Source organism: Streptomyces acidiscabies (assembly GCF_020010905.1).
GTDB classification, from domain to species: domain Bacteria; phylum Actinomycetota; class Actinomycetes; order Streptomycetales; family Streptomycetaceae; genus Streptomyces; species Streptomyces acidiscabies.
Genome location: NZ_JAGJBY010000001.1, coordinates 3912244 through 3926873, shown reverse-complemented (window position 1 = coordinate 3926873; position 14630 = coordinate 3912244). Strand labels below are relative to the sequence as shown.

12 protein-coding genes are annotated in these 14630 nt (G+C 71.4%); 5 read left to right on the top strand and 7 right to left on the bottom strand.

What is annotated here, in order from left to right:
* Positions 1-2 precede the first annotated feature (2 nt).
* Positions 3-2339 (bottom strand): beta-glucosidase family protein, encoded by a 2337-nt coding sequence (locus J8M50_RS18175; protein WP_010354024.1) that lies wholly within the window; start codon positions 2337-2339, stop codon positions 3-5.
* 145 nt (positions 2340-2484) lie between these two features.
* On the bottom strand, positions 2485-4578 hold the full coding sequence (locus tag J8M50_RS18170) for an RICIN domain-containing protein (RefSeq protein ID WP_010354025.1): 2094 nt from the start codon (positions 4576-4578) through the stop codon (positions 2485-2487).
* A 428-nt stretch (positions 4579-5006) separates the two neighbouring features.
* Between J8M50_RS18170 and galU the strand changes: the two genes are divergently transcribed.
* On the top strand, positions 5007-5936 hold the full coding sequence (gene galU / locus J8M50_RS18165) for a UTP--glucose-1-phosphate uridylyltransferase GalU (RefSeq protein WP_010354026.1): 930 nt from the start codon (positions 5007-5009) through the stop codon (positions 5934-5936).
* 46 nt (positions 5937-5982) lie between these two features.
* Here galU and J8M50_RS18160 read toward each other — a convergent pair whose 3' ends face one another.
* A complete protein-coding gene (locus J8M50_RS18160; RefSeq protein ID WP_010354027.1) occupies positions 5983-6435 on the bottom strand; it encodes a DUF4442 domain-containing protein in 453 nt (150 codons plus the stop codon).
* 137 nt (positions 6436-6572) lie between these two features.
* Between J8M50_RS18160 and J8M50_RS18155 the strand changes: the two genes are divergently transcribed.
* Both J8M50_RS18155 and J8M50_RS18150 read left to right on the top strand, forming a co-directional pair.
* On the top strand, positions 6573-7685 hold the full coding sequence (locus J8M50_RS18155; RefSeq protein WP_029183899.1) for a DUF8017 domain-containing protein: 1113 nt from the start codon (positions 6573-6575) through the stop codon (positions 7683-7685).
* Between the two features lie 78 nt (positions 7686-7763).
* Entirely contained in the window at positions 7764-9038 is a 1275-nt protein-coding gene (locus tag J8M50_RS18150; RefSeq protein WP_010354029.1) for an MFS transporter, read from the top strand.
* On the opposite strand, the gene J8M50_RS18145 is transcribed toward J8M50_RS18150, so the two are convergent.
* Together J8M50_RS18145 and tuf are read right to left on the bottom strand one after the other, a co-directional pair.
* Complete coding sequence (locus J8M50_RS18145) at positions 9000-9779, bottom strand: spermidine synthase (protein ID WP_050987229.1); 780 nt, start codon at positions 9777-9779, stop codon at positions 9000-9002. The two genes, J8M50_RS18150 and J8M50_RS18145, sit on opposite strands and share 39 nt — an antisense overlap.
* Positions 9780-9923: 144 nt before the next feature.
* Positions 9924-11096 (bottom strand): elongation factor Tu, encoded by a 1173-nt coding sequence (gene tuf / locus J8M50_RS18140; protein WP_010354031.1) that lies wholly within the window; start codon positions 11094-11096, stop codon positions 9924-9926.
* A gap of 320 nt (positions 11097-11416) precedes the next feature.
* Between tuf and J8M50_RS18135 the strand changes: the two genes are divergently transcribed.
* Entirely contained in the window at positions 11417-12157 is a 741-nt protein-coding gene (locus J8M50_RS18135) for a TVP38/TMEM64 family protein (protein WP_010354032.1), read from the top strand.
* 16 nt (positions 12158-12173) lie between these two features.
* Here J8M50_RS18135 and J8M50_RS18130 read toward each other — a convergent pair whose 3' ends face one another.
* The gene (locus J8M50_RS18130) at positions 12174-13343 is read right to left on the bottom strand and encodes a thiolase family protein (protein WP_010354033.1); all 1170 of its coding nucleotides are present in this window, start codon (positions 13341-13343) and stop codon (positions 12174-12176) included.
* Between the two features lie 109 nt (positions 13344-13452).
* Here J8M50_RS18130 and J8M50_RS18125 point away from each other — a divergent pair, with 109 nt between their 5' ends.
* The gene (locus J8M50_RS18125) at positions 13453-13920 is read left to right on the top strand and encodes a winged helix-turn-helix transcriptional regulator (protein ID WP_010354035.1); all 468 of its coding nucleotides are present in this window, start codon (positions 13453-13455) and stop codon (positions 13918-13920) included.
* A 24-nt stretch (positions 13921-13944) separates the two neighbouring features.
* Here the strand turns inward: J8M50_RS18125 and J8M50_RS18120 are convergent, their stop codons facing one another.
* The gene (locus tag J8M50_RS18120) at positions 13945-14628 is read right to left on the bottom strand and encodes a hypothetical protein (protein WP_010354038.1); all 684 of its coding nucleotides are present in this window, start codon (positions 14626-14628) and stop codon (positions 13945-13947) included.
* Between the last annotated feature and the right edge of the window lie 2 nt (positions 14629-14630).

The window sequence follows — 14630 nt, the reverse complement described above, 5'->3', positions numbered from 1 at the left end:
CCTCACACCTCCGCCCGCCCCCTCAGCCTCAACTCCCCCGCAGACGCCCCCACCCACACCGTCCGCACCCCCGTCCCCAGCACCCACCGCCCCTCCCCGGCGTCCCACGACGACAGCGTCCGCGCCGCCACCTCCACCCGGACCCGCCGCCGCTCCCCCACCCGCAGCGCCACCCGCCGGTACCCGGCCAGCACCCGCACGGGCTGCGCGAGGGCGACGTCCGGCGAGGGACCCACGTACACCTGCGGCACGTCCACCCCGTCCCGCCCGCCCGTGTTGACGACCGTGAACTCCACGCCGATACCCCGCCCGTCGGCGTCCACCGCGAGGTCGGTGTACGCGAACGACGTGTACGACAGCCCGTGCCCGAAGGGGAACAGGGGGCGCACGCCCTGCGCGTCGTACCACCGGTAGCCCGTGTGCACGCCCTCCGAGTACTCGACGACCCCGTCCGCACCGGGGTAGCGCCGCGCGTCCCCGGCGACGGGGTGGTGCGTGTCGTCGACGGGGAACGACTGGGTGAGCCGTCCGCCCGCGTCGCAGTCCCCGGCGAGGACGGCGGCCGTCGCGGCGGCGCCCTCCTGGCCGGGGTAGTACATCTGGAGCACGGCGCCGGTCCGCTCCAGCCACGGCATGGCCGTCGCGGAGGACGTGTTCAGGACGACGGTCGTACGCGGGTTGGCCTGCGTCACCGCCTCGATCAGGCGCTCCTGGTTGCCGGGGAGGGCGAGGGTCGTGCGGTCGAGGGACTCGGTGGCGTCCTCGTACGCGAACAGGACGACCTGGTCGGCGGCGCGGGCCACGGCCACGGCTTCGGCGACGTCCCGCGCGCGGGTCGCTTCCGTGATGTGCCGGAGGCGGAAGCGCTGTCCGCCGGTGATCTTGAGGGTGTGTTCGCCGGGTGCGAGGTGCCGGGTGGCGCGGCGGACGGTGAAGCCGTCGGGGGCGGTGGTCGTGAGGCCGCCGACGAAGTACTCGCTCCAGCCGGGGGCGAGCGGGAAGAGTTCCTCGCCGTCGAGGAGGACTTTCGGCCGTTCGACGGGAGAGCCGGTGAAGTGCAGGACGAACGTGTGCTCGCCCTCGCCGGTGAACACCCCCGGCACCATGTCCTTCCCGAACAGGTCCTCCCCGAGCGCGTACGTCACGTTCCCCATCCGCCGCTCGATCGCCTTGAGCGGGCTCTGTGCCCCCGCGCTCACGACATGCGCGCTGCCCCCGCCGCTGACGAACGGGTAGTCGGCGCTGGCCCCGATCACCGCGACCGATTCACCGGCCCGCAGCGGCAGGGTCCCCCGCTCGTTGCGCAGCAGGGTCGCCCCCGCCTTGGCGACCTCCAGTGCGACGGCCGCGCCCGCCTCGGCGTCCCGCGCGGGCCGTACGGCTCCGTCGAAGTGCCCGAACCGCTCCCGTACGGCGAGTACCCGCCGTACCGCCCGGTCGACGTACGCCTCCGGCACCTCCCCGCTCGCGACCGCCGCCTTCAGCGCGGCCCCGAAGTACGCCCCGTCCGGCATCTCCATGTCGAGCCCGGCCCGCAGGGAGGCGGCGGTGCTGTGCGCGGCGTTCCAGTCGGTCATGACCCAGCCGGTGAAGTCCCAGCGGTCGCGCAGGACGCCGGTGAGGAGGCGCTCGTTCTCGCAGGCGTAGGTGCCGTCGACCTTGTTGTAGGCGCCCATGACACAGCCGACGCGTGCGGCGACGGCGGCTTCGAAACCGCGCAACTCGACTTCGTACAGCGTCTGTTCGTCGACCCTGACGTCGATGTTCTCGCGGTTCGCCTCCTGGTTGTTCAGCGCGAAGTGCTTGACGGTGGCGATCAGCCCCTCGCCCTGGATGCCCTCGATCTCGGCGGCGACGAGGTCGGCGGCGAGCAGCGGATCCTCGGTGAACGTCTCGAAGTTCCGGCCCCCGTACGGGGTGCGCAGCAGGTTGACCATCGGCGACAGCAGCACGTCCTGCCCGAGCGCCCGCCCCTCACGCCCGATGACCTGCCCGTACCGGCGCGCGAGATCCGGATCGAAGGCGGAGGCGAGCAGCACGGGCGCGGGCAGCGCGGTGGCGCTCGCGGCGACCCTCACCCCGGCCGGCCCGTCGGCGAGCCGCAGGGGCGGAATGCCGAGCCGGGGTACGCCGGGGAGGTAGCCGGCCTGCCCGAGGGGGTCGGGGTCGGGGGCGCCGTGCAGGAGGCTGAGCTTCTCGTCGAGGGTGAGACGGGGTACGAGGCTGTCGACGCGACTGTCGGCCACGGCCGCCCCCTCTTCCTCACCGGCCGCGAGGGAGGCGAACCCGGAGACGGCCAGCAGGGTGAGGAGGGTACGCCGGGAGAGAGGGGAGGGCATGAGGGCGCGATTCCTTCAGGGCGGGGGCGTCGGGCAGGGCGTCGAAGCTGATCGTCGGACCTTGCACGGCACTATGCGCCGACACCGGCCCGACGATCAGCCGGACACACCACGAACCCGCCGAACCACCCCGCCCCTCGCCCCGTCAGCCCTTGGCCACCCCGCGCGTCAGCCCGCCGAGCACGTCGGCCACCTGCCCGACGCCCTTGGACGCCTGCCCGGCCACGACGGGGGCCTGCCCCACGTCCCCGGACGCCCGCCTGGCCACCACGGGAACCTGCCCCGTGACCCCGGACGCCCGCCCGACCACCGCGGAAACCTGCCCCGCGAGCTTCCCTACCGGCTCCCGCACGGTCGAGGTCACCCGCTCCACCACCCCGCTCACCGAATCGGGAAGCGAGGCCGGAGCCGAACCCCAACCCTGGCCCGAGCCCGAGTCCACCGTCCCGGGCGCCCCGACCTGGACCACCCGAGTGCGATAGCGCGGAGCCTCATCCCCGCCACCCCCCTCGGACCCGCCCTGCGCACCCGCCCCACCACTCGCACCGGACCCACCGGCCCCTCCGGAAGAAGCCCCGGGAGCCGCAGAATCCCCCTCCGAACCCTGCGACCCCCCGGACCCCTTCCCTTCCGGCCCCACCTGGGGCCGCCCCGTGTCCGGAGCCGTCCCACCGGACGGCCCGGGAGTCACCTGACCGGAGGTCCCGGCGGGCGAGTCGAACACCCACCGCTGCCCGGCGGACCCGTCCCGCCGGGTCACCACGACCCCCATCCCCTCCCGGCTCTCCCCCGGCGCCACCACCAGCCCCCCACTGCGCCGCAGCAACAACTCCCCCCGCACGGTCAGATCGAAGAACACCTCCCCGGAGTGCACGACGCACCCGGCGAGAACGGCCGCCCCCTGATGCCCATCGGCATCGGCGGCCAGGCAGAGGGTCGGCGAGGAAGCACTCCGCAGCAACCCGTCCGCCCGGTACGACCACTGCTGCGAGGCGGCGGCGGAACAGTCGGCCAGCACGGCGCGCGCCCCGTCCCCGACCTGCCCGCCCTCGCTGTCCATGCAGAGCCCGGCGGACGGCGCGAACAACCGCCCGTGGGCGATCTCGGCAGGCTGCTGCTCGACGGACGCGGGCGACGCGGCACCGGAGGCGGACGGCTCGGCGCTCCCCGACGCCGCGGCGAAGCCGGGCCCCCCGACGGGCGCACCCCAAGTGACCTGCGGCCCCGGCCCGTTCCCCCCGCCGGACCACCCCGACCCGACCAGCACGCTCCCGATGAGCACGAGTGAGGTCACCCCCGCCCCGATGAGCACGGCCTTGGCCCGCCGCCCGGCGAGATCGACGATCCTGGCGCTCCGGTGCCTCCCGCTGTGGACCGGCGTCGCGGCGACCCCATGGCCGCCCCCACCCCGCCCGGCCCGCGATTCGAGATACCGCCGCCCACCCCACCCCAGCACGGTCTCCGCCAGCAGAATGTCCAACGCGTCGTCGAAGAAGCTGAGTTGCTCGGCGGCATGCCGGCAGTACCGGCACTCGGCGAGATGATCACGGACATCGGGCAGCAGGGACCCGCCCCGCCGCAGCGGCACATCGAGGAGCCGGTTGTAGAACCGGCATCGGTCGGACGGCGCGAGTTCGCGGTGCGCGCGCACGCAGGCGGTCCGGAATTGGGTCCGCGCCTCCCGCAGCCCGGCGCCCGCCGTCAACTCGTCGACACCCAGCAGACCAGCGGGTATGGATATGGGCTCGGCTTCCACTTCCGCGTGCCACAAGAGGCATTGAGAGGCGGCGGGCAGTGATCGGAAAGCTGCTTCCGCGAGTTTCCGCCTTTCCGGCGTACCGGCCCGGGAGGCCCTGAGGCCCCGCCCGCCGACGGTCTTGCCGAGTTCCGGCAGCGCGGCGGGTACGGCGTCGGCTCCGGCCCATTCCCGCACGATGTCCCGTACGGCGACGAGGAATTGGGGACGCAGCGCGCCGCCGGTACGGCCCGCGGCGAGCCGGCCGAGTACACGATGGAAGGCCGCCGCGGCCACGAGTTGCGGGGACTGGCCCCGGGCGGCGAGACAGATCGCCGCGTACTCGTGGGTGGCGCGCCAGTGCCGGGCGAGCAGCAGGGCGACGGCGCGGGAACTCCCGTCGCCGGCCGCGCCGATCTGGGCCACGAGGTCGCGGTCCGAGTCGCCGGGGTGCCGGCCGGGACGGGGCGGATAGGGCGGACGGGGTGGGTTGGGCGACTGCACGGAACCATTTCCTTCCAAGCCGGCGCCGGCCCACGGAAAAGGGCGCGCCGGAAAAGCAGGTGCGTGATTGGTGCGTACCTGTGGCCGGATCAGCTCGCTTGGCCTGAACCGGCCCCCCTTAAGGGACGCTTACCTTCGCACATACGCCTCATTGGAAACAAGAAGTTCGGATGACCGAAGTTCAAACAGCCGTAATTTCAGATAAGTTACCGCCGGTATCCGCACCGGCATTCGAAAACTTCCGCCACGCTCCCGGAAGGCGGACCTCAACTTGTGCGCGCACCTCGGTGGATGGCACACGAAATCTTCAACCTCCGTACGGCGGCCCGTCGTTCGCCGCTCGTTCCGCATCCACCCCGGCGCGGATCCACAGGTTTCTCCGATCCGGCTCTCGGCGTACTCCCAAACCGGCGGTCCAGCATGGCCGCATGACCACCCCCCGCCGCCCCGCGCCCACCGTCCGCAAAGCCGTCGTCCCGGCCGCCGGCCTCGGCACCCGCTTCCTGCCGGCGACGAAGGCGACCCCGAAGGAGATGCTCCCGGTCGTCGACAAGCCGGCCATCCAGTACGTCGTGGAGGAGGCCGCAGCGGCCGGTCTCGACGACGTCCTGATGGTGACCGGCCGCCACAAGCGCGCGATCGAGGACCACTTCGACCACGCCTTCGAGCTGGAGCAGGCCCTCTCCGCAAAGGGCGACACCGTCCGCCTGGACGCCGTGCGCGACCCGGCCCGGCTCGCCGACATCCACCACATCCGTCAGGGCGACCCCCTCGGCCTCGGCCACGCGGTCCTGTGCGCGAAGCACCACGTCGGCGACCAGCCCTTCGCGGTCCTGCTCGGCGACGACCTGATCGACGCCCGCGAGAACCTGCTCACCGAGATGCTGGAGGTCCGCGAGCGGTACGAGGGGAGCGTCGTCGCGCTCATGGAGGTACCGGCGGAGCAGGTCCATCTGTACGGCTGCGCGGCCGTGGAGCCGACCGGCGAGGACGGCGTCGTCCGCGTGACGGGCCTCGTCGAGAAGCCGGCGCGCGAGGACGCGCCCAGCCGGTACGCCGTGATCGGGCGGTACGTCCTCGACCCGGCCGTCTTCGGCGTCCTGGAGCGCACCCCGCCCGGCCGGGGCGGCGAGATCCAGCTCACCGACGCACTCCAGGAACTCGCGGCGGGCGGCACGGTGCACGGCGTGATCTTCGAGGGGCTGCGCTACGACACCGGCGACAAGGCGGACTACTTGCGGACGGTGGTGCGGCTGGCGTGCGCGCGGGACGATCTCGGGCCGGAGTTCATCGCGTGGCTGAAGGAGTTCGTCGCCGGGTTCGGGGAGGGGGTCGGGGGGAAGCGGCTGGCGGCCTGAGACGGCGGAGGGGTCCGGCTCGGGGCCCCTCCGGCGTCGTACGGCGTCAGTTGTTGGGGCGTAGCGTCCAGACGACCGTCATCTCGCCGGTCACCGCGCCGTCCTCGCGCTGGATCTCGATCGTGACGGGGAACTCGGGGCGTCCGCCCTCGTCGAGTTCGGCGATGACCTCGGTGGCCGGGCGGCCGAGGGTGGCGGTGGCGGTGACGCGGCCCATCGCGAGTTTCTTGTACGCGATCTGGGCGCTGACCGCGAGGGGGACCGCGCGGGAGAGCTGGTCGCCGAAGGCCGCGAGGACGATGGCGCCGCTCGCGGACTCGCCGAGGGTGAACATCGCGCCGGCGTGCGGGCCGCCGACGTGGTTGTGGAAGGCGCCCTGGTCCGGGAGGGCGAGGACGGCCCGCTCCCGGCTGGTCTCCAGGAACTCCAGGCCGAGGGTCCGGACCAAGGGGACGGTGGCGGCGAGCTGCTCGCCGAGGGTTTTCTGGTCAGCGCTCATGGGCGCGATGTTACCCACGAGTAGCGAACGGCGGCCAGGGTGGTACGGGCGTACGAACCGTCCGAGTCGTGATCGAACCGTGAGCGTCCGGGGGTGGTGGCCGAAAGGCGACCCCGGCGCCACTAGGGTTTCTCCGCATGTGGCAAGGACAGCAGCCGCCCGGGGGAGAGCAGAACCCGCAGGCGCAGAACAATCCGTATCAGCAGCCGGGCTTCCAGCAGGGCAATCCGTATCAGCAGGGCGGGTACCAGCAGCCCGGTGCCCAGCAGCCGGGGGCTCCGCAGCCCGGTCCGGCCCAGCCGGGGTACCCGCAGCCCGGTTACCCGCAGCCTGGGGCTCAGCAGCCCAACCCCTATGCGCAGCAGCCCGGTTGGGGTGCGCCGACCGCCGTGGGCGGTCCGCAGGCGCCGTCGGGAGGCGGTGGCGGTGGCCGTAACCGGACGAAGCTCGTCGCGATCGTCTCCGCGTCGGCGGTCGTGCTGACCGCAGCGGTGACCGGGTTCGTGGTGCTCGGCGACGACGGCGGGACGAAGAACGAGGCGAAGAAGAGCGACACGAGCGCCTCCGCCTCGCCGACGCCGACACCGTCCGTGTCCACCGACGCCGGGTCCAACCCGCGCAGCGGTGACAGCGAGGAGAAGCCGACGGTCGCGGGGTGGAAGGTCGTCGTCAACCCCAAGTGGGGCACCGCGTTCGACGTGCCGCCCGAGTGGGAGGTGCAGCCCCCCGGCACCGCGCTCGGCTACGAGTGGGAGGACAAGACCAAGCCCACCGGCTACGACTCGGTCATCATGTCCGGCGCCGCCGCGCTGAAGCCGAAGTGGTGCACGTCCGACCCCGACAAGGACGGCAAGACCAGCGACTCGCGGCTCGGCGTGACCGGCACGAAGGGCGCGTCCGGGGCGAAGAACACCGACGAGATCGCCGTGAACACGCCCGCGTGGTGGGTGTTCGGCGGGTACACCAACCCCGACAAGAAGAGCATCACCTTCGACAAGAAGGGGACGCCGTACACCACCGCCGCCGGGATCGCGGGCAGTTACGGGTGGGCGCGGTCCGCGAACAACCCCACGAAGGGGAAGTGCGCGGCGGACGGCAAGGCGATCACGTTCGGGTTCAAGAACTCGAAGGGCGACTTCGTGTCGTGGACGCTGTCCACGGCGAAGGGGGTCAAGGACGAGGTGCCGGACGCGACGATCATGAAGATTCTGAGCACGGTGCGGTTGCACGGGGATCCGGTGGAGGGCTGACCGCACTGCACGAGGGGATGGTGACGCAGGCCGATAATCCGTTTGTCGGCCTGCATACCCAGCCGCGATAGTCACCCGGTGACCCGAGCCGCCTCCCCCCGCATCCGCAGACCCGCCTGGGCCGGCCGCAACTACACCCTCCTCACCACCGCCACGTTCGTCACGAACCTCGGTGCCCAAGGCGCCCTGATCGCCGCCGCGTTCGCCGTGCTCGGCACCGGCGGCGACGGCGGTGACGTGGGCCTGGTCGCGGCGGCCCGCACCCTCCCGCTGGTCCTGTTCCTGCTGATCGGCGGCGCGGTAGCGGACCGTCTCCCCCGCCACCGCGTGATGGTCGCCGCGAACACGCTCAACTTCCTCTCGCAGGGAGCGTTCGCCGCGCTCGTCCTGCTCGGCGAACCGAAGCTGTGGCAGATGATGCTGCTCAGCGCACTCGGCGGCACCGGCCAGGCGTTCTTCAACCCGGCGGCCGAGGGGATGCTCCTGTCCACGGTCTCCGGCGAGCATGCAGGCCGAGCGTTCGCGGTGTTCCGGATGTCGATGCAGGGCGCGGCCCTCGGCGGCGCGGCGCTCGGCGGCCTCATGGTCGCGGCGGTCGGCCCCGGCTGGGTCCTCGCGGCGGACTCGGCGGCCTTCGCCGTCGCGGGCGCGCTCCGGGCGTTCCTGGACGTCAGTCACATCCCTCAACGCGGCGAGGCCCAGGGCCTGTTGGCGGACCTCCGCGAAGGCTGGCAGGAGTTCAGCAGCCGCCCTTGGCTGTGGGGCATCGTCCTCCAGTTCTCGATCGCCAACGCCCTGGTGGGAGCGGCGGATTCGGTCTACGGCCCCCTGGTCGCCCGCGACCACCTCGGCGGCGCCGCCCCCTGGGGCCTGGCCCTCGGCTTCTTCGGCGCGGGCACGGTCGTCGGCGCCCTCCTCATGATCCGCTGGCACCCTCAACGCCCGCTCCTGGTCGGCACGTTGGCCGTCTTCCCGCTCGCCCTCCCCTCGGCCGCCCTGGCGGTCCCGGCACCGATCGCCGTCCTCTGCGCGGTGATGTTCCTCAGCGGCCTGACGGTGGAGACCTTCGGCGTCAGCTGGATGACCGTCGTCCACCAGGAGATCCCGGAGGACAAACTCTCCCGGGTCGCCGCCTACGACTGGTTCGGCTCGGTCGCCCTGGTCCCGTTGGCGCTGGCCCTGGCGGGCCCGGCGGAAACGGCGTTCGGCCGGACCTCCGCGCTCTGGGGCTGCTCGGTGCTGATCGTCGCGGTGACAGCGGCGGTCCTGTTCATCCCGGACGTACGAAACCTCAGACGCCGTACGCCTGTTGAGTCACCCGACCCCGAAAGCGCCGTCGGGCGGCTCGGGTGAGGCAACGGCTTCCGCGTCCGGCACGGGCCGCGCATCGCCGATCAACTTCCGCACACCGGGCCCGTGTTCAACCCGCGCGGGAAACGCGTCGGAGGCGGTACGCCGGGCCAGCGCGACCAGGTCGAGAGGCTGCCGCGAACCAATAAGAACGACGTTCCCGAACCGCCTCCCCCGCAACACCGCCGGCTCCGCGACCACCGCCAGCTCCTCGAACACCTCGGCGAACCCGGCGAGTTGAGAACGCAGGAAGCCGAAGGGGGCGGAGTCGGCGAGGTTGGCGAGATAGACGCCGTCGGGACGGAGAACGCGGGCGACCTCACGGACGTACCCGGTGGACGTCACTTGCGCAGGCACCCGGGACCCGCCAAAAACGTCGGCGACGATGACATCGGCGGAGGAGTCCGGCGCCGACGCGAGCCACTCCCGAGCATCGGCGGCGTGAAGGCTGAAGTCCCCTTCAGGAAGGGGAAGTTGCTCGACGACGAGGTCTAGAAGCCCCCGATCGAACTCGACGACGTGTTGCCGACACCCGGGCCGCGTGACGGCGAGATAGCGGGGCAGGGTGAGCGCACCACCACCGAGATGGACGACGTCCTCAGGCTCGACAAGAACATCGAGCGCGTGCCCAAGCCGACGGACGTACTCGAACTCAAGGTGCTCGGGCTCGTCGAGATCGACGTACGACTGAGGAGCGTCATCGACGGTGAGCAACCAGGCCCGCTCCCGATCAACGTCAGGCATGAGCTTGGCAAACCCATGATCGACGGACCGGAAGACGGGGATGGGCTCGGGGTTCACCCCTCCATTGTGCCTGGTGCTGCGTGTCTTTTAGGGGCGCGGGGAACTGCGCGACCAGCCACAAACGGCCCGCAGTCCCCCACTCACCTAACCCAACACGGCGGTGATAGTCCCAGCCCCCACGGTCCTGCCACCCTCACGAATGGCGAACCCCAGACCGTCCTCCAACGGCACATCCCGCCCCAACTCGACGGTCATGTCAACCCGCTCCCCCGGCCGCGCAACGGCAACCTCACCAAGGTCGACGTCCCCCACCACATCCGCCGTACGGATATAGAACTGCGGCCGGTACCCGGAAGAAACAGGCGTCGTACGCCCCCCTTCACGAGCCGAAAGCACATAAACCTGCGCAGTGAACCTCCGCCGAGGCACCACACTCCCCGGCGCCGCGACAACATGCCCCCGCCGAACGGAGTCCCGAGCAACTCCCCGCAGCAGCAAGGCGACATTGTCCCCGGCCTGCGCCTCATCCATCGGCTTCCCGAAGGTCTCCACGCCGATGACAACCGTGTCGACCTCCGCACCGAGCACTTCGACCCGGTCACCAACTCGAACGGTCCCCCGCTCAACAGCCCCGGTGACAACGGTCCCGCGCCCGGTGATGGTCAGCACGTTCTCGACGGACAGCAGAAACGGCGCGTCGAGGTACCGCTCCGGCATAGGCACGTACGTGTCGACCGCGTCGAGCAGAGCCTCGACGGAGGCAACCCAACGGGGCTCCCCCTCAAGGGCCTTGAGCCCGGACACCCGGACGACGGGCGCGCTGTCACCCCCGTACCCATGAGTCGTGAGAAGGTCCCGAACCTCCAACTCGACCAGTTCGATGAGCTCTTCGTCGGCGCCGTCGGCCTTGTTGAGCGCGACCACGATGTGGTCGACCCCAACCTGCCGGGCCAGCAACACGTGTTCGGCGGTCTGCGGCATGATCCCGTCGAGCGCGGAGACGACGAGGATCGCCCCGTCGAGCTGCGCCGCGCCGGTGATCATGTTCTTGATGAAGTCGGCGTGACCGGGCATGTCGACGTGCGCGTAGTGGCGCGTGTCGGTCTCGTACTCGACGTGCGAGATGTTGATGGTGATGCCGCGGGCGGCCTCCTCGGGGGCGCGGTCGATGCGGTCGAACGGCACGAACGTGCCGGTGCCGCGGTCGGCGAGGACCTTGGTGATGGCGGCGGTGAGCGTGGTCTTGCCGTGGTCGACGTGACCCATCGTGCCGATGTTGAGATGCGGCTTGGTGCGTACGTACGCGGTCTTGGGCATGGCTGTACCTCGAAGCGTGTCCGTGGGAAAAGAAGGGAACCCCGATCGACCGTCCGACCCTCCCCCTGCGGGGTTCGCCGGACTTTCCGGGGAGGGTCAGCTTCGGGCGCCGTCGACAGCGGCCGTGAAATGGGGGACGGCAGCCTTCGGCGCATCCGCGACTGCGGATGCTGCGAGGTGGAAGGCGTACCGGAACATGTCTCGATCCTCGTCGAAGGAACGTCGTACGTCGAACGGTTTTCCGCGCCGCGCCGTTCAGGGCCGTCCCGGTGAGAAGACCCATACGGCGATCAGACAGCTCCGTGGGCTACCGTCACGGAATGCTCGATGCCACCACCCGCTCTGGCGGCACCGCCACGGCCGCTCCCCCGGTCACCCCCGAACTCGTCGTGCCGGTGTCCCTCGGCACGCGGCTGCTGTCCCCGTGGTCGCGCCTCTTCCTGCTGGTCGTGCTGCTCGCGGCGGCCGGGGCGAGCGTGCTGCTGTTCGAGCCGCAGAGACTCCTCCAGGACGGCTGGCCGCCGCACCTCACGGGCGCGTCGGCCGCCGCCGTGTTCACGGTCGCGTACGGGCTGTGCACGGTCGCGTTCGTACCCCGGCCGCTGCTGAACCTCGCGGCGGGCGCGCTGTTCGGCTGGGAGGTGGGGCTCGTCACAACGCTCGCGGGTACGGTGCTCGGCGCGGGCGTGGCGTTCGGGCTCGGGCGGGTGCTGGGGCAGGACGCGCTGCGGCCCCTGCTGCGGGGGCGGCTCCTGAAGGCGGCGGACGGTCAGCTGAGCCGGCACGGTCTGCGGTCGATGCTCGCCGCGCGCCTCTTCCCCGGGATGCCGTTCTGGCTGGCCAACTACGGCGCCGCCGTCTCCCGTATCGGCTGGTTCCCGTTCCTGTTCGCGACGGCGGTGGGGTCGGTGCCGAACACGGCCGCGTACGTCGTCGCGGGGGCGCGGGCCTCGTCGCCCACGTCGCCGGTGTTCCTGATCGCCGTCGCGGCTATCGCGTTGCCGTCGGTGGCGGGTGCGGTGGTGGCGTGGCGGAAGAGGCATCACCTGCGGGGGAAGTAGTTCTCATACGGAGGTTTCATACGGCCTCCAGGATCATCGCGTTGGCCAGTCCCCCCGCCTCGCACATGGTCTGCAACCCGTACCGCGCCCCGCGCTCCCGCATCGCGTGCACCAGCGTCGTCGTCAGCCGTGTCCCGCTGGCCCCGAGCGGATGCCCGAGCGCGATCGCACCCCCGTTGACGTTGACCTTCGCGAGGTCCGCGCCGGTCTCCTGCTGCCAGGCGAGGACGACACTGGCGAACGCCTCGTTGACCTCGAACAGATCGATGTCCCCGAGGTCGAGCCCGGCCCGGCGCAGCACCTTCTCCGTCGCGGGGATGACGCCGGTCAGCATGAGCAGGGGGTCGGAGCCGGTGACGGCGAAGTCGCGCAGGCGCGCGAGGGGGCGCAGGCCGAGGCGTACGGCCGTGTCGGCGCCGGCGATCAGGACCGCGCTCGCGCCGTCGTTGACCGGGCTGGCGTTGCCCGCGGTGACGTTCCACTCGATCTGCGGGAAGCGTTCGGCAAAGGCGGGGTCGTAGTAGGCGGGCTTGAGACCGGCGAGGATCTCGGGGGTCGTGCCGGGTCGTACGGACTCGTCGCGCACGGCGTCGTCCAGCGGGGCGACCTCGGCGTCGAAACGGCCCCGTGCCCAGGCGTCGGCGGCCTTGTGGTGCGAGGACGCGGCGAACTCGTCCATCCGCGCGCGCGTGAGGGACCACTTCGCGGCGATCAGCTCCGCGCTGACGCCCTGCGGGACGAGGCCCTCAGGGTAGCGCCGGGCGATCCCCGGGCCGAAGGGGTCCTTGCCCTCCGGGACGTTCGACCACATCGGTACGCGGCTCATCGACTCGACGCCGCAGGCCACGACCAGGTCGTACGCGCCCGCCAGCACGCCCTGCGCGGCGAAGTGCACGGCCTGCTGGGAGGAGCCGCACTGCCGGTCCACCGTCGTCGCCGGCACGGACTCGGGGAGACCGGCGGCGAGGGCGGCGTACCGGGTCGTGTTCATCGCCTGCTCGCCGACCTGGTCGACCGTGCCGCCGATGACGTCGTCCACGAGCGCGGGGTCTATGCCGGTGCGGTCGACGAGGGTGCGCAGGGTGTGGGCGAGGAGGTCGACGGGGTGGACGTGGGAGAGGGAGCCGCCGGGTTTGCCCTTGCCGACGGGGGTGCGGACGGCTTCGACGATGACGGCGTCGCGCATGAGGTGCCTCCACGGGGAGTCAGTTTGAAATCCAAACCCACACTAACTCCAGAATGGCGTCCCTGACCAGCTAAGTTGGAAATCCAAACCTTCACCTAAACTGGACCACATGCCCGCCCCCAAGGACCCCCGCCCCTGTTCCATCGCCGACGCTCTGTCCCTCGTCGGCGAGAAGTACACCCTCCTGATCATCCGCGAGGTCCTCCTGGGCAACGGCCGCTTCGACCAACTGGCCCGCAACATCGGCGCCCCCAGGGACGTCCTGTCGTCCCGCCTGCGCCGCCTGGTGGACGAGGGCATCCTCACCAAACACACCTACTCGGACCGCCCCCGCCGCCACGAGTACCACCCCACCCGCGCGGGCCTGGACCTGGGCCCGATCCTCCTCACGCTGATGGCCTGGGGCGACCACCACCTACGCCACGACACCAACCGCCCGATGGTCGTAGAACACACCTGCGGCCACGAACTCCTCCCGGCGGTCACCTGCCGGGAGTGCGGCGTGAAGGTGACGGAAGCGGACATGACCCACCACTCGGAGTCGCCGGGGTGGACGGTGGCGGGACCGGTGGCGTAACACTCCGATGTTCCTGGCGACGCCCTAATCAACCAGCGCTTCAGCCACCCCGAACACCGCCTCGCACTCACCGCAACGGGCCCACCCGAAGAGCCGAGTCAGCGACACCGCCAGTTCGCCCTGCCCACCCTGGAGCGCCAGGGTGTGCAACCGGGCGCCGGTGTCGGAGAGTTCGGCGGGATCCGCCGCGAGGAGTTCGACGCCGAAGTCCTCGTGGTCCTCCCCCACCGACGTGGCCCACTGGTCCCCGCACTCGGGACAAGCGACCTCGAACTCCTCCAGCAGCAGCTCCAGTTCGGTCGACCAGAAGGGGACGCCCTCGAAGGCGAGGAGCCCTTGGAGGTGGTAGACGAAGTCGCCGGGCGCGTCCGCCGGTATGCCGGCGAGGAAGTCCCGGGCCACGGGGAGGAGTTCGGCGATCTGGGCCTCGTACAGCTTCCGTTCGTCAGCCCCGCCCGCGCCGACGACGAGCCCGGCCATGAGGAGCGCTTCGTTGCGGGCTCCGGGCGAGCGGCCCGTGGCGATGTCGGTGAGCAGGGGGAGGGCAGCGAAACTCGCGTCGTAGACGGTCCCTTGGTGGCAGAGGGACGACCAGAGGTCGGCCCAGACGTCCTTGTCACCGGGACCGCCGTCGAGGCGGGCGAAGAGGCCGGGGGTGTCGGCGGCGGAACCGTAGGCGTGGGTGAGCTGGGCCCAGTCGGTAGTCATGG

Coding starts and splice junctions, on each gene's coding strand:
- J8M50_RS18155 (WP_029183899.1), top strand. CDS start 6,573: ATGTGGCAAGGACAGCAGCCGCCCGGGGGAGAGCAGAACCCGCAGGCG.
- J8M50_RS18125 (WP_010354035.1), top strand. CDS start 13,453: ATGCCCGCCCCCAAGGACCCCCGCCCCTGTTCCATCGCCGACGCTCTG.
- J8M50_RS18160 (WP_010354027.1), bottom strand. CDS start 6,435: ATGAGCGCTGACCAGAAAACCCTCGGCGAGCAGCTCGCCGCCACCGTC.
- J8M50_RS18130 (WP_010354033.1), bottom strand. CDS start 13,343: ATGCGCGACGCCGTCATCGTCGAAGCCGTCCGCACCCCCGTCGGCAAG.
- J8M50_RS18120 (WP_010354038.1), bottom strand. CDS start 14,628: ATGACTACCGACTGGGCCCAGCTCACCCACGCCTACGGTTCCGCCGCC.
- tuf (WP_010354031.1), bottom strand. CDS start 11,096: ATGCCCAAGACCGCGTACGTACGCACCAAGCCGCATCTCAACATCGGC.
- galU (WP_010354026.1), top strand. CDS start 5,007: ATGACCACCCCCCGCCGCCCCGCGCCCACCGTCCGCAAAGCCGTCGTC.
- J8M50_RS18135 (WP_010354032.1), top strand. CDS start 11,417: ATGCTCGATGCCACCACCCGCTCTGGCGGCACCGCCACGGCCGCTCCC.
- J8M50_RS18145 (WP_050987229.1), bottom strand. CDS start 9,779: ATGCCTGACGTTGATCGGGAGCGGGCCTGGTTGCTCACCGTCGATGAC.
- J8M50_RS18175 (WP_010354024.1), bottom strand. CDS start 2,339: ATGCCCTCCCCTCTCTCCCGGCGTACCCTCCTCACCCTGCTGGCCGTC.